The following is a 15,184-nucleotide window of genomic DNA, read 5'->3' on the forward strand; positions in this document are numbered from 1 at the left end:
TAGTCCGTTATAGCGTTTTCTAGTCTGTTGAGGTACAAATTTATCCGCGTCCATCCGCGTTCATCTGCGGTTAGTTATTTCTTCCTTTTCCATAATTTAGGACGGGCGAGACGCCCATCCCACAAGAGTTGTAAAAAATTGTTCTTCCAAACTAAATGTGTTTTAGCTTAATACTCTAGCTACACATTAGCAGGTGGTAAAGACAACCTAGTCGGTTGACCGATCGCACCACCTTCACGAGCAACAACTTCTGCTGGTTCTTCCGACGCTAACAATTGCCGAATTAACCGTGCGATCGCTTTTTGTGCTAGCTGGTTGGCTATTTGTTGACCCAAAAGTTGCACGCCCGGATTGAATAACAACTGAGCAAGTTGGGGTGCAAGTTGCATGGGGTCGAATCCGCGAGTTTCTTGAAGAATATTTAAGATACGCTTGATATGATCCAAGGTTTCTTGTTGCTCAATTGTCGCACTGGGGGTTTCATTAATTGCTGCAATTCCTACTCTTTCTCGTAGTAAATATGTAAAGTTATGCAAAACATTTGTAGTCGCTGCATTCACCCCTTTGAGCAATTCATCAACTAACTTGTCGCGAATAAAAGCGCCACGTTCGGAAGATAAAAAGTCTATTCCTTGATTCAGAACTAAGTTGAAATCATAATCTTCATTATTGCGAGCATTGCGTAATAAATTTTCTAACCGATTCCAACGAAATCTACCTTCTTTAAATAACAAATCTTGCAAAGATGCTCTTAATGCAGGTGCTGGATCGGTTAATAGACGTTTAGCAACATAGGGATATGCTTCACTCAAAACTTTGAAGTTAGGATCTATATAAATAGCAATTCCTTCCAAAGTCACCAAAGAACGAATAATTAAAGCGTAATATGGTGGTACGCGGAAGGGATATTCATACATCAAAGTTGAAAGGTCATCGGTGATACTTTTGATGTTTAACTGAGCGACGCTAGCGCCTTGAGCATCGGCAAACACTTTAGCAAAAGCTGGAACAATCGGTGCTAAATTCGTATCCGGTGATAAGAAATCTAACTTGACATAATCTTGTACCAAAGCCTCAAAATCGCGATTGACGACGTGAACGATCGCTTCGAGTAAACCATAGCGTTGCTGCGGCTGAATTTCGCTCATCATCCCAAAATCTAAATAAGCTAATTTGCCATCTAGAGTTGCCAATAAATTTCCAGGATGGGGATCGGCGTGGAAAAATCCGTGTTCGAGTAACTGACGCAAGGAACATTGTACGCCCACTTCTATTAAATAACGAGCGTTGATTCCTGTTGAGCGGATTTCTTCGGTTTGAGTTAATTTAATACCATTAATCCACTCCATGGTCAAAACACGACGATTTGTGTATTCCCAATATATTTTGGGAACATAAACATCTTTTAGATGACCGTAAAGTTGGAAAAATCTCTCCGCATTTTCTCCCTCATGAATATAGTCCATCTCCTCAAAAATGCGAGTCCCTAATTCATCAAGAATACCTGCAAGATCGCTCCGGACTCGTTTAACTTTTTTCTGCCCCCAAACAGCAATTTTGCGGAGAATATATAAGTCAATAGTAATGCGTTCTCGTAAGTCTGGACGTTGAACTTTAATAGCGACTTCTTCACCCGTATTGAGTCTACCTTTGTAAACTTGACCCAAGGAAGCTGCTGCTATGGGATCGCTTGAGATATCGAGATAAATTTCTTCTGGAGGTAAACCGAGTTCTTCTTCAATAAATTTATAAGCTATTTCATTGGGAAAAGGTGGTAGCTTATCCTGTAATTGAGCGAGTTCTTCCAAATAGACAGGAGGCACTAAATCTGGTCTGGTGGATAAAGCTTGTCCAATTTTAATGTATGCTGGTCCAAGATTTGTTAGCAGTTTTCGCAAGTGAATCGCTCGGCGTTGGTCATTTTTGACAACAACCCCTCGTTTGCTATCCCACCATACCCCAAAAGCAAATGACAGAGTTGGGACTAAAACTGCAAATACACGACGCAAAACTTTTAAGGGCGTTTGCTGATAGTTTGCCGCAATCTCCCTGGCATCGTAGCGTATTTCTTCCGATTCACGTTTCCTACCTAAAGGCACGCGATCGCTTTTATATGGTAAGCTGTCCCCCTTATCGACCACCACATTTCTCAAAACTGATTGTGTAGCAGACAGTTCGTTTTGGCTAATTTTACCTGCATGGCGATCGTTCACAGACACTTCTATCACCGAGATAATCTTAGAAGGGTCTTTATTTGGTTGAGAATTATAGGAATCTGTCTTGGCATTCATGGGCTTACCACTGCATCGGAATTAATATGTTAATTATTGTAACAATATGTTACGCAATAAATCAGTTATTGGTCACTGGTCACTGGTCACTGACTACTGGTCACTGATAAAAAAAGTTTATCCTTACCACCAATCTTTGTGAAACTCAAATTAAACTAGGTTAGGTAGACTCAAGGGGTTTTTGTTCAATGGTATTAGGTATAGCCGATCGCTTACAGGTCATTCTTAGTGTCTCTTGAATTGGAAATATCCGGCGTCTGTCCTCACGGAGAATTTAACTAGATGTTGCTCTCTCTGCGAATAGAAAACTTTGCTCTCATTGACCAACTGGAATTGGAATTTGGCGCTGGACTCAATGTATTGACAGGTGAAACCGGCGCAGGCAAATCCATCATCTTAGATGCGATTGATGCCGTCCTCGGTGGCAAAGTCTCCAGCCGTGTCATTCGTACTGGCACAACTCGGTCAATGGTAGAAGCGACCTTTACCTCTAACTCTGCATTAGCCGCTTGGCTGAGCGAACAGGAAATAGATTCAATTGATGAAAACTCCATCATTCTTAGTAGAGAAATTACGGAAACCACCAGTAATATCCGCAGTCGTTCGCGGGTTAATGGAGTGTTGGTGAATCGGCAAGTCATGTCCGGGCTGCGCGATCGCCTTGTGGAAATCACGGCTCAAGGTCAAACTGTACAAGTGGGACAATCTGCCCAAGTTCGCGATTGGTTGGATGTTTATGGCGGTAACTCCTTAATCAAGCAACGCCAACTTGTTGCGGCTGCTTTTGGTATATATCAACAAGCCCATCTCATGCTGGAAAAACGCCGGACATCAGAACGAGAACGGCTACAACAGTTAGACTTGTTGACGTATCAAGTACAGGAATTAAAAGCTGCTAACTTGAGCGATCCTGAGGAATTCGATAAGCTTTTACAAGAGCGGGAACGCCTCAGCCATGTCGTTGAACTGCAGCAAATGAGTTACAAAGTCTATCAAGCTTTGTACCAAAATGATAATGAAGCCCCAGCAGCAGCAGACCTTTTGGGAGATAGTGAGGTCACATTAACCGACATGGTTGAATATGATACTCAACTGCAACCGCTGTTAGACATGATTAGGGATGCTCAAGCAACTTTAGCAGAAGTTGCACGGCAAGTGAATGCCTATGGGGAAGGATTAGAAGCCGACCCGCAACGCTTGGAAGAAGTAGAAGAGCGAATTCGAGAGTTAAAGCAAGTTTGCCGAAAGTACGGTCCCACCCTAGCAGAAGCTATAGCTTTTTACCAACGTATTCATGAAGAATTATCTCAGCTTAATAATAGCGAACAATCTATAGAAAGCCTGGAAAAGCAAGAAAGAGAATATCTGTCAAAACTTACTGAAGCTTGTCAGGAATTAACTCAATTGCGGCGGACTGCTGCGACTGCCTTAGAAGCAGAACTTATAAGAGAATTAAAGCCGTTGGCAATGGATAAGGTAAAGTTCCAAGTGGAAATTGTTCTGGTTTCGCCAACAATAGCAGGGGCAGATAAAATCACCTTTTTATTTAGTCCCAACCCAGGAGAACCGCTACAACCTTTAACAGAAATTGCCTCTGGTGGTGAAATGAGTCGCTTTTTGTTAGCACTGAAAGCTTGTTTTTCCCAGGCTGATGCAGTAGCAACATTAGTGTTTGATGAAATTGATGTTGGGGTTTCCGGACGAGTTGCCCAAGCAATTGCCGAAAAATTACACCAACTCGGTCAATTCCACCAAGTTTTGTGTGTCACACACCAACCTCTTGTAGCAGCAATGGCAGATCGTCATTTTCGAGTCGCAAAACAAGTGATTAATACGGATAAAGGTCAAAAAGCAACCAACGGAAACTCAGAACAGCGTACCGTTGTACGAGTCACCGCTTTAGACAACTTGAGCAAGCGGCGGGAAGAACTCGCGCAGCTCGCTGGTGGACAGTCCGCACAAGAAGCGATCGCTTTTGCAGAATCGTTGTTAACCCAAGCCGCCAATCACCAAACAAAGTCAAAAGTTAAAAGGGGAAAATTAGGGAGTAGGGGGTAGGGAGTGGGGAGTAGGGGGTAGGGGGTAGAGATCACTGGTCACTGGTCACTGGTCACTGGTCACTGATTAAATGGCGACATGCTTCAGAAGAGTCATTGGTCCAATATCTTTGAGAAGTTGCATCTGTCGCTCATTTTTCACAAACAAAGAACCAGCAAATCCTAAAGAGTTGACAGAGATAGACTCAAAACTCTCTTGCGATCGCGGCACAATTAACATCCATTGTCGGGTAGCTAGCAGATTGTAAGGAGCAGATTGCTTGTTTTCGCTTCCTGGCGTGTTTTCTATACCTACGTTTTGGAGAAGGGTACGGTAGCACTCGAAGGTGGCTTCAGCAGTGGCTAATGGTGACTGCATATCCTTGACATTTAACCGTATATATGCATTTTTAAAAGGCAGTTGCGGTATAGTCGCGATGGATCTCTGAAACTGAGCAGATGCTAATAGAGGTTCTATTGGTATCGGAGCACCACTCGGTATAAATGGAAGCGGAACCAATTGCAAGTGCTTGTGTCTCTGACTAGCACCCGCGACTTTACCACCGTTGTAAAATACCAAACCATCAATTTCAGCCAAGCAAGCCCGCACAGCAGCAAAATCTTCCAAAGTCAGTAAACTTTCTTGTTCTTCAAAAGCACGAGTAATAATCAGCAGGTGATAATCAACTACATTATATTTGTTCAAAATACATACATGAGTCTCTGAAATATCAGCTACAAACAAATCCTCTTCGTAAGGAAGAAAAGGATTAAATTCTTTTCTAGGACGGGTTATTTGTTTGAGTTGCTCTTTTTTGGCTGCATCCTTACGAACTAGATTAGATAAGACCCGTACCAGGAAGCGAACGCCATCCTGTTCAACAAATTCAAACTCTGTAGGAATTGACAGCAACGATTGCTTTGCAAGAGCGTACTCAGTCTGTTCTTTGACACGTTTCCATAACATACCGGGTAGCGTGCCTGTTGTTCTCCCCTGTGACGTGGATTTTTCTCCTGACATAGTTAACTATTCGTATAAGAAAAATTCTAAAAAACATTACCTTTACTGTACCGAATATCTAGCACTCCCAGTTTTGAGGGAGAATAAAAACACGGAAAATCAGAGGGTGCGAAAAAAGAATCTTTTGAGGTTGAGTGTGATCGTTGCAGCCCTGTTCATAGCTACGTTGATAGACGTTACAGCCCCATCAGTCGTTTTATCAATTCACAAAAATGCTCCAGATAAAACCAGAATTGCCACTCTAGCAAACGGTAAATATCAGTTTTGCAGTCAACCCGACCCTAAAGATTGGCAAGATGGGGCGGGAGTGTGTTTTAACTTTAGTAAAGCAGGCGATCGCGTTAGTGGATACTATGGTTATCCCCACTCAGATCGTTTTGTTTGCATCAGAGGTAAAGTTAATGACAGTTTCATTAAAGGCGAAGCTCTAGAAATATTATGGGCTGTTAATCCTGAGTCCAACATATCAAAGTCCAAGATTGAGTGGGACTCGGAACATCGCTTAACACTTGGCAAAGGAAACATTATCCGTACTGAAGAGGGTATAGACGGTACTCTTAGTTGGGTTTTCTTCCCCAAAGCCTCATTAAATGTGAGTAGATTCTATCGCTACAGTGCTCCTCGCATGACACCTCCATCACAACTATGTTTGTGGAACTAGCGTAGAGTTCATCTATCTGAAAATAGCTGGAATAGCTTAACCTAGAATAATTTTCCAATACTTTCAAAGTTTACAGGGTAAGCACATGGCTACTATCTTGAGCTTGATATTCTTTTTATCTTTTGTCCTACTAGCTTTAGCAGCTGTTCTAGAAAAAGCCGAAAGTATAACTAGTAAGACAGCACTGATTATCACTGTTGCATTTGGTCTATCTTTACTAATTTATTGGTACGGAGAAAAAAAAGTAGATAGCGTGACGCAAAGTATTCAAGATTATTTTGCTTATGAAAATTTGTATTGTGAGTAATCTTAACTGCTGATGTTAACAATAATTAAACTGTTTGCGCTACCAGTTCTCTTTCTCTACACATCCTTTGTCGGCGCGCTCGGGACGTGCATATATTATAAGTTTTTGGAATGTTAACTTTTTCACCTATTGTCTGGCATCTTTATCAGTTCTTTATTTTTTCTAAGTATTTTCATCTGTCATGAATTCTGTCTGTCTAAATGTACCTTGGTTCTAAGTAAGTTCTCAGAACCTCTCTTAACAGGCTGATTCATTCGCTCGACCAACCTTTGCAAAGAAGGACAAAATTATGACAGTAGCACCTCCGCTAGTTAAGCGTTGCCTAGCTGAGTTTATAGGCACTTTTTGGTTAGTGTTAGGCGGTTGTGGTAGTGCAGTCTTAGCAGCAGCTTATACAGCAGATGCTGCAAGAATTGCTGAAAGTACAAAATTTCCTTTGGGGATTGGATTAGTTGGTGTTTCTTTAGCCTTTGGTTTAACAGTCATAACTGTACGTTCGCTCATTTTTGAAGGGAGAGAGGAATTAATACCGGACTGGGTAAGGTTTCAATACGATTATGGATCGGCTAAAACCTCTCCGTGTAATACCTGGGGGAGCAGAGAGGGCTTAACTGTGTAGTACATGGAAGGAGTCAAATGAGGATTCACCATGTATCACATGGGTGTAGTTCGTTATCAAGAACGGTTTGATAATACAGAGTATTACATCAAAGCTTCACCAATAAGCACGTTAAACTTACGATGTAATACACCGAATCCGAGTCATGTTGAAGCGGGACATTCAAGGGAAGTTTGCACTGAAAAATGATGATTATCGTCAAGTGCGTTCAGTGAGATTAACTGACGAAACTTGGAAGATTATGGGGATTGAGGCTGAATGCTTGGGGATGAGTAGAGCTGACTACTTGGAACAGTTGATGAGGGGGAATGTTAGTCCAAGTATTACACGGAAAAAAGAGCCAATAGATCGAGCCTTAGCTACTTTTGTGGAACCAACGACTACGCCACAACAGGTGGCAACACTTGAGACTTTACGTGACCAAGTTTTACGACGATTAAAATTGGGTAAGCAAGCTCCTGGTTATAAAGCAGCACTGAAAGCCCTCAATGATTTTATTGCGGCACTCTCAAGCTAGTATACGTAACAATCCGTGCTCGCTAACATAATTCTTGCAGAAACAATCATGGAAATAACTTCTGAGCGCATTGACGATATTCCCGTAATAGTGGAGTGGCTCAAACAGATGGAGATAGCCAAATGTATTGACCAGAAACTGAGTGAACCACACGGAAATCACAAAGGGCTGAGTTACGGTCAATTGAGTGTATTGTTATTAACATACATCATCACGCAGTCAGACCATCGGTTATCTGCCGTGGAACCTTGGGTGCAGACACATCGAAGGATTTTAGAGTTAACTACGGGATGGTCAATCGCGGAAAAAGATGCCACGGATGACAGATTGGCAAGGGTAGTCGAAGAGCTAGGGAAACAAACACAAGCAATACAGGAAATTGAGGTAAAGTTAGGACGGCATTTGATTCGTGCCTACGAATTGCCAACTGTTGTAGCACGAGCGGATACAAGTAGTTTTAGTGTAAATCATAATCCTGGAGATTCAGTTGAAGAAAATCTACTGCGCTATGGCTATTCCAAAGACAAGCGTCCAGATTTATTGCAATACCGTCAATTATTAGCAACCCTCGACCCAATGGGAATGCCATTGGTGAGCGCTACGGTTGAAGGTAATGGAGCCGATGACCCATTATATTTTCCCACTTGGGAAAAAATGGTGAGAGTGATTGGGCATAAAAAGTTCGTCTTCGTTGCTGATTGTAAAGCCGGTGCGATTGCAACTCGCGGTCAAATTGCCGCAAGTGGCGGTATTTATTGTTTCCCTGTACCTATGAGTGGACAACACCCCCAATATCTTCAGCAATGGGTACTAAACCCACCTACAGAAATTCAGCCCATTCGTTTCCCGCATCAGGATGAAGATGAACCGGATGTGGGCAAGGGTTTTGAAGTGGAGTTAGGCAAGTTTTGGTTAAACCCAGAAACCAACAAGTGGGTACGTTGGCATGAACGCTATTTGGTAGTTTATTCCACTAGCCTTGCAGCATCTACTATCCGTGGTCAACAGCAACGCATCTTGACCGCGAGAACGGCTCTGGATAAATTAGCAGCCAAACCAGGAGAAGATCCACAAGTATTAGCCCATAAAGTAGAAAACATACTTGAGCGCTATCGTGTCAAAGATTTCTTCAACACGACAATTACTGAACAAATCATTCAAAAAACTCGTCATGTTGGACGAGGACGACCATCAAAAAATTCTCCCACTGAATTGGTAAATAGTATTTGTCTTCAACTTGAGATCCAACTTCAAGATGCTGCAATCAAGGAAGCAGAAACTTTGGCAGGGTGGAGATTGTACGTCACTAACGCACCCCTTGCTCAACTAAGTCTATCACTTGCTATCATGTATTACCGGGATGAATGGGTATTGGAGCGAGGGTTTCACCGTTTTAAACGCGGTTCTCTACCCGCCCTACCCATTTACTTCACTGACCAAAACCGAATCACTGGCTTGATGTTCTTGTTGAACATTGCTTTACGGATATTTACTTTGATGGAGTTTGTGGTGCGACAGGCACTTATAGAAACTCAACAATCTTTGGCTGGTCTTTACGATGGCAATCCCAAGCGCAAAACTGAACGCCCATCAGCAGAGAAAATGCTCCTCGCTTTTTGTCATTTAACTCTCTATTTTTTACCTGATGCTACCATCTTCATGACGCCTTTGTCTGAGCTCCAAAAACAGATTCTTTATTTAATGAAAATGCCCGATTCCCTTTATCAGATAGATTCGGTGAGTAGCTCGGCATGATTTTACCATAGGCATGGATAATACACCCTCATTGCCATCCCATTTCAACATAAACTTTTACCGTGTATTACACCGGAGATTCAACGGAAAATAGTGCTGCTGTCCCCTGTATTACACAGTATCACCTATCTTCATGTAACATAAGCGCGGCGGAATTCCTTTTCCATGTATTACACCGTCACTCCCCCTCCATCCTTTACCACGTATTACACGGGTTGGGTTTTAGCCGATCCATCATTCCTTTGAAACCTTACCCAGTCCGGTATTAATTCCTCTCTCCCTTCAAAAATGAGCGAACGTACAGTCATAACAATGGCTTATGCAATTGGTCATATCTCAGGCTGTCACCTCAATCCCGCAGTTTCTTTTGGTCTTTGGGCAGCAAAGCGCTTTCCCGGATCTGAATTGACCGTTTATATCGGTTCTCAGGTATTTGGAGCCATATTAGGCGCGGGAGTAGTTTATCTGATTGCATCCGGTCAATCAGGATTTACACTGACTGGTTCCAATCCACTAGCAACTAATGGTTTTGGAGCAGACCATTCCCCAGGTGCTTTTAATTTACTAGCTTGTTTCCTCGCCGAGCTAGTTTTTACTTTCATGTTTTTAATGATTATCTTGGGTTCTACTGACCGTCGTGCGCCCCAAGGCTTTGCTCCAATTGCAATTGGTTTAACTTTAACCCTCATTCACCTGATTAGCATCCCTGTAACCAACACATCAGTCAATCCAGCCCGTAGCCTTGGTCCAGCAATTTTTGTTGGCGGTTGGGCAATTCAACAGTTGTGGCTTTTCTGGGTAGCTCCAATTTTGGGAGGTATCTTGGCAGGAATATTCTACTCTCAAGTGTTTGAGTCTCCAACAGTAGAAAGAGAGTTGTCAGAAGTGCGTTAAATCAAGAAATACGCTGCTAGGACGAAAAAGTTGATAAAGTAGTCCTCATTTCCTAACTCTCTTCTAAGAGGATGTTTGAAAAGTCTCAATTAATACAGCCTTAGCGATTGGAAATCGCGGCTATACAAGCAAAACCCACCTACGTGGGTTTTAATATCTTGATTTTCCGTTAGTCCGCGCAGGCGGACTTCGTTTGTATAGTAGCTCACTATATGAGACCAAAACTTTTCAAACATCCTCTAAAATTCCCATTCTTTATAAACGCTTAAGATTTATATGTAGAGACGCGTTATGACGTGTCTCTACACATTACTATATATCTTTGAGATTCGATTAAAGTTAGTGCTATTTTTCTCTATCAACTTCATAATTTAGATGTCACTCAAGAATCTCTTTTACCAATGAACATCAAAGAATCCATTGAAAAAGTGAGCAAAGGAGAAATAGACGCAGCGTTTTACACGGCGGGTATAGGGACTCCTTTGCTAAAGAATATTTCTGCTAAGGATGGTTCATTTTTGTTAAAAAATTACTCGTTCCAAAACAGGTATATGGCTTAGCGAAAGCATCATACTCTCGTGCTTCTCAACTTAGGAAAAAAGACCCCTTTTGGAAACTATTTAGTATTACAGAAGCCAAAAGCTCTCGTTTTCAGAGCATAAATTACCACCTTGGTGTCAGAAACTTTCTGAAAGAGAATTAAATTTGCTCAGATACCGGACTTCTTTAAGAAGTCCGGTAACTTGCAGCCCCTCACAAAAATCAGCTTGTTAAAAACTCACGAATATACTGATTGACCAATTGAGGCTGTTCTTGCTGTACCCAATGGCTGCAGTTGGGAATGTATTTGATTTGCAAATCTTTTACATAAGCTTCTGTACCATAGGTCAGTTCTTTACCAAGTGCAGTATCGTTTTCTGCCCAAATCATTAATGTTGGAACTTCTAACACACCCCAACTTCCGGTGAGGATTTTTTGTTGGGAAAAATTGCGGTAATAATTCAACATTGCTGTTAAAGCACCTCGTTTAGCTGCCGCGTTTTTATAAGCTTCAATATCTTCTTTAGTGAAAGCATTTTTGTTAATCGCTAACCCTCTAAAAGCATTTTCTAGGAATTGATAATCAGAAGCTTGTATGATAAATTCAGGTAAACTGGGAAGCTGAAAAAAGAAAGCATAGGAACTGCGTAATAACTGTTGCGGAGTCCGTAATCCTTCGCTAAATTTTGCAGGATGAGGCAAATTGAGGATAATTAATCGCTCTATCATCTCAGGATAAGAATAGGCAAAATTCCATGCAATCGCACCACCCCAATCATGTCCCACCAAAGTACACTTTTCGTATCCTAACCCTGTAATAACTCCCTCAATATCCCTCACAAATTCATCCATTACATAAGCCGATTGATTTTTTGGCTTATCACTGTCGTTGTATCCGCGCAAGTCAACAGCAACGACTTTAAAATCCTTAGCAAATTCCGGTATTTGATAACGCCAGGAATACCAAAACTCAGGAAATCCGTGCAACATCAACATTAAAGGACCCTCTCCCTGAGTCACATAGTGCAGTTTCACGCCGTTGGTAAGAATATATTCGTGCTTCCAAGTCTCTTTTGTAACGAACATTTTTAAAATCCTCTGTCATTTGTCATTGGTCTACTAAGTTCTTACTTGGTCTTTTCCTTTGGATAGATGTATTGCTTGAACAGATTTGCTAAATATTTAGCCATAATTACAATATTTAAATAGTATGACGCAACAGTTAATACACTATCACTCATCCTGGATTGAGAAGCTCGCTCGATTCGGTTATATATCTAAAGGAATAGTTTACAGTATCGTTGGACTACTAGCAGCACAGGTGGCTTTTGGTAGTGGTGGAAGGACAACTGATACCCAAGGTGCTTTGCATACAATCGTTGCTCAACCATTTGGAAAGTTTTTGCTTGCTTTAGTCGCAATTGGATTAATTGGATATGTCATTTTGCGGTTTGTGCAAGCCATCAAAGATCCAGAAAATAAAGGCACTGATGCCAAAGGAATAGCACAAAGAATTGGTTATGCAATTAATGGTTTTGTATATGCAGGTTTAGCTTGGACTGCAGTGCAAATTATTTTAGGTTCTGGTAACACTGGTAGTAGTAACTCTACACAAGACTGGACAGCACAACTTCTTTCTCAGCCTTTTGGTCAATGGTTAGTTGGTACTATAGGGGCGTTTACTATCGGTTTGGGATTCTATGAGTTTTATGAAGCCTTTAGTGCTAAATTTCGACGACATCTTAACTTAACTGAATTAGATGATTCAGAACGAAAGTTAGTCATGGGTATTTCTAGATTTGGTTTAATAGCACGGGGTATAGTTTTCTGTATTATTGGCTGGTTTTTAATTCAAGCAGCCACTTTATCTGATGCTAGTAAAGCAGGTGGGTTGGATTTGGCTTTGCAAACGTTAGCACAGCAACCTTACGGTCCCTGGCTTTTAGGTATTGTTGCGCTTGGTTTGATTGCATACGGCATTTACATGGTAATTCAAGCGCGGTATCGTCATGTAATGACGCGTTGACCAGTGACCAGTGACCAGTGACCAGTGACCAGTGACCAGTGACCAGTGACCAGTAACCAGTGACCAGTAACCAGTGACCAGTAACCAGTGACCAGTGACCAGTGACCAGTGACCAGTGACCAATGACAAATGACAAATGACAACCTGGAAATAAGAGGTGTTTGGCTTACCACAACTGATAGCAAGGTTCTGAATTCACAGCAAAACATTGCAGAAGCTATGCAGTTCCTTGCTGAGACAGGATTTAATGTTGTTTTTCCCGTGGTTTGGACTAGGGGAACAACAATATATCCGAGTCGAGTCATGCAACAAACCTTTGGTACAGACATTCACCCGCTTTTTCTTGGACGAGATCCTTTGGCAGAATTGATTGTTGAGGCGCAACGGGTAGGGATAAAGGTGATTCCTTGGTTGGAATACGGATTTGCTAGTTCCTACAACTTGAATGGCGGACCAATCCTGGCAAAAAAACCTGAATGGGCGGCGATTGATAGTGAGGGCAATTTACTGAAAAAAAACGGTTTTGAATGGCTAAACGCTCTAGACCCAGAAGTTCAAGGTTTTATGTTAAGCTTGGTATTGGAAATCGTTAAAAATTATACAGTAGACGGTATCCAAGGTGACGATCGCTTTCCTGCTTTGCCTAGTGAAGGTGGTTACGACCTTAATACTATAGATAGATATCGTCAGCAGTTTGGGGAAGAACCACCAAAAAACCCTAAAGATAAACAATGGCTGCGATGGCGTGCTGATATTCTCACTGCATTTCTAGCCCAGTTGTATCAAGAAGTAAAAGCTGTCAATCCCAACCTAATAGTATCTATTGCTCCTAATATTTATGACTGGGCGTATAAAGAATACCTACAGGACTCTCCTACTTGGATAGAAAAGGGATTAGTAGATATCATTCATCCCCAAATTTATCGACGAGACTTTGCTGCATACAAAGGAATTGTTGATAGATTGGTCACCGAGCAGTTCACAGATGCTACACTGCCAAGATTAGCACCAGGAATTCTTATGAAAGTAGGTTCTTACCGCATCAGTCCAGAATACTTATTACAGAGTATTCAGTACAATCGTACTCTGGGCATTCTAGGGGAAGTCTTTTTTTTCTATGAAGGTTTGCGAGAAAACAATAATGCCCTAGCCCAAGTGCTACGACAAGATTCCTACTCCCAGGTTGCCACATTCCCTTCCCTATCGGACTTAAATCGAGGTAGAGTAATCGAGAAACCTTCATTTTCTGTTTTTCAAAAGCTGCTAGGTTTTCTGAAAAATCTTATCTAGGATTTGGGGAGTGATGGCGTGGAATACAACTTTCAGGTAGAAAGAGTCATGGAGACTCTCAAACAAGATTTGCCAACATTGTTTGAAAAAGATATATCTTACGAAATTTACACACAAGACATCTATTTTCAAGACCCAGTTAATAAATTTAAAGGAAAATTAAGCTACCGTATCATTTTTTGGACTTTGCGATTTCACGCACAACTCTTCTTCACTAAAATTTTCTTTGATTTACATGAAGTGTCTCAACCAGACAAGGACATCATTTTAGCAAAATGGACTGTTAGGGGTATTTTGCGTGTTCCTTGGAAAGCTAAACTCTATTTTAATGGTTACTCAACTTACAAACTCAACCAAAATGCTGTAATCTACGAGCAGATCGACACTTGGGATCGAAAACCAGGAGAAATTTTGCAGCAGTTTTTCCGTAAAGGAGGAGATATTTAAGATGTTATCTTTAGCCTTAAATATTAGCCCATTATTAGGTAATCTGTTAGCTACATTGCTAACATTTGTTTATGTATTCGGATTACTAGCACTGTTGAATTGGTGTGTTTTAAATTTTAAATTACCACAAGATATTAGTCGTAAAATTACTCATATTGGTGCAGGATCTACTATTGGGTTTTTACCTCTTTACAATGATTTACACTGGTCTAAGTACCTAAATGTAGCAGTTTTTGTATTGTGGATTTTTCTTCTCGTGCAGAAAGGTCTATTTGCCAATCCAGATGACGAAGCTGTTATAACCATGACGCGCACGGGTGATAGACGCGAACTCCTTAGAGGTCCTCTTTTTTTTGTTATTGTCGCGACTATTTGCGGCACGTTCTTTTATAAAGAGTTTGTTGGAATTGTCGCAATGGCAAGCCTGGGTTGGGGTGATGGCATTGCACCAATAGTTGGTCGTCGAGTTGGTAGAATAAAGTACACGATTTTAAGTTCCAAAACACTAGAAGGTAGCCTTTCAATGTTAGTTTTCGCCTTCATTGCTAGTGTCTTTTTTGTTTGGCTCGTGACACCCAATCAAGTCAATTTTATGAGAATTTTCCTACTTGCATTAGTTGCTACTCTTATAGAAGGATGCAGTCCAAAAGAAGTTGACAATATTTTGATACCAGTAGGGGTTATTATCGCAGCATTGCTGACTCTTTCTAGCGAATAGAATTCGCGGCTATACAAGCAAAACCCGCCTACGCGGGTTGAATATTCCTAGCTGTTTGTTAG

General features: G+C 41.3%; 12 protein-coding genes and 2 pseudogenes. 11 read left to right on the top strand and 3 right to left on the bottom strand.

The genetic code is table 11. The annotated features are described in order from the left end of the window. Window positions 1–179: 179 nt before the first annotated feature. On the bottom strand, window positions 180–2,291 hold the full coding sequence (locus WA1_RS10875) for an AarF/UbiB family protein (RefSeq protein WP_017750163.1): 2,112 nt from the start codon (window positions 2,289–2,291) through the stop codon (window positions 180–182). Window positions 2,292–2,573: 282 nt separating this feature from the next. Between WA1_RS10875 and recN the strand changes: the two genes are divergently transcribed. Further along, window positions 2,574–4,349, top strand: a complete 1,776-nt coding sequence (gene recN / locus WA1_RS10880) for a DNA repair protein RecN (protein ID WP_017750164.1) — start codon at window positions 2,574–2,576, stop codon at window positions 4,347–4,349. A gap of 66 nt (window positions 4,350–4,415) precedes the next feature. Here the strand turns inward: recN and WA1_RS10885 are convergent, their stop codons facing one another. After that, a complete protein-coding gene (locus WA1_RS10885) occupies window positions 4,416–5,348 on the bottom strand; it encodes an ATP adenylyltransferase family protein (RefSeq protein WP_026135393.1) in 933 nt (310 codons plus the stop codon). A 136-nt stretch (window positions 5,349–5,484) separates the two neighbouring features. Here WA1_RS10885 and WA1_RS10890 point away from each other — a divergent pair, with 136 nt between their 5' ends. The 6 genes and pseudogenes from WA1_RS10890 to aqpZ form a co-directional block, all read left to right on the top strand. Further along, window positions 5,485–6,009, top strand: a complete 525-nt coding sequence (locus WA1_RS10890; protein WP_272819117.1) for a hypothetical protein — start codon at window positions 5,485–5,487, stop codon at window positions 6,007–6,009. 85 nt (window positions 6,010–6,094) lie between these two features. Then, window positions 6,095–6,316 carry a hypothetical protein gene (locus WA1_RS10895; RefSeq protein ID WP_017750167.1) on the top strand — a complete coding sequence of 74 codons (222 nt, stop codon included), beginning with the start codon at window positions 6,095–6,097 and terminating at the stop codon, window positions 6,314–6,316. A gap of 289 nt (window positions 6,317–6,605) precedes the next feature. Next, a pseudogene (locus WA1_RS52565) lies at window positions 6,606–6,809 on the top strand (aquaporin); the annotation flags it as partial. 271 nt (window positions 6,810–7,080) lie between these two features. Further along, a complete protein-coding gene (locus tag WA1_RS10905) occupies window positions 7,081–7,452 on the top strand; it encodes a hypothetical protein (protein ID WP_017750184.1) in 372 nt (123 codons plus the stop codon). Between the two features lie 48 nt (window positions 7,453–7,500). Next, a complete protein-coding gene (locus tag WA1_RS10910; protein WP_017750183.1) occupies window positions 7,501–9,207 on the top strand; it encodes an IS1634 family transposase in 1,707 nt (568 codons plus the stop codon). Window positions 9,208–9,507: 300 nt separating this feature from the next. Beyond that, window positions 9,508–10,101 (top strand): annotated as a pseudogene (aqpZ, locus tag WA1_RS10915) (aquaporin Z); the annotation flags it as partial. A 762-nt stretch (window positions 10,102–10,863) separates the two neighbouring features. Here aqpZ and WA1_RS10920 read toward each other — a convergent pair. Then, window positions 10,864–11,727: an alpha/beta fold hydrolase gene (locus WA1_RS10920; RefSeq protein ID WP_017748443.1), complete on the bottom strand. Its 864-nt coding sequence runs from the start codon at window positions 11,725–11,727 to the stop codon at window positions 10,864–10,866. 124 nt (window positions 11,728–11,851) lie between these two features. On the opposite strand from WA1_RS10920, the gene WA1_RS10925 reads away from it, so the two are divergent. The 4 genes from WA1_RS10925 to WA1_RS10940 all read left to right on the top strand — a co-directional run bounded on the left by WA1_RS10925 (window position 11,852) and on the right by WA1_RS10940 (window position 15,122). Further along, window positions 11,852–12,667 carry a DUF1206 domain-containing protein gene (locus WA1_RS10925; protein WP_017748442.1) on the top strand — a complete coding sequence of 272 codons (816 nt, stop codon included), beginning with the start codon at window positions 11,852–11,854 and terminating at the stop codon, window positions 12,665–12,667. A 129-nt stretch (window positions 12,668–12,796) separates the two neighbouring features. Continuing rightward, entirely contained in the window at window positions 12,797–13,957 is a 1,161-nt protein-coding gene (locus tag WA1_RS10930; RefSeq protein ID WP_017748441.1) for a glycoside hydrolase family 10-like protein, read from the top strand. A gap of 48 nt (window positions 13,958–14,005) precedes the next feature. Beyond that, window positions 14,006–14,404 (top strand): C6orf136 family protein, encoded by a 399-nt coding sequence (locus WA1_RS10935; RefSeq protein ID WP_017748440.1) that lies wholly within the window; start codon window positions 14,006–14,008, stop codon window positions 14,402–14,404. Between the two features lies 1 nt (window position 14,405). Further along, window positions 14,406–15,122 carry a diacylglycerol/polyprenol kinase family protein gene (locus WA1_RS10940; RefSeq protein WP_017748439.1) on the top strand — a complete coding sequence of 239 codons (717 nt, stop codon included), beginning with the start codon at window positions 14,406–14,408 and terminating at the stop codon, window positions 15,120–15,122. The last annotated feature ends 62 nt before the right edge of the window (window positions 15,123–15,184 follow it).

Source organism: Scytonema hofmannii PCC 7110 (assembly GCF_000346485.2).
GTDB lineage: Bacteria > Cyanobacteriota > Cyanobacteriia > Cyanobacteriales > Nostocaceae > Scytonema > Scytonema hofmannii.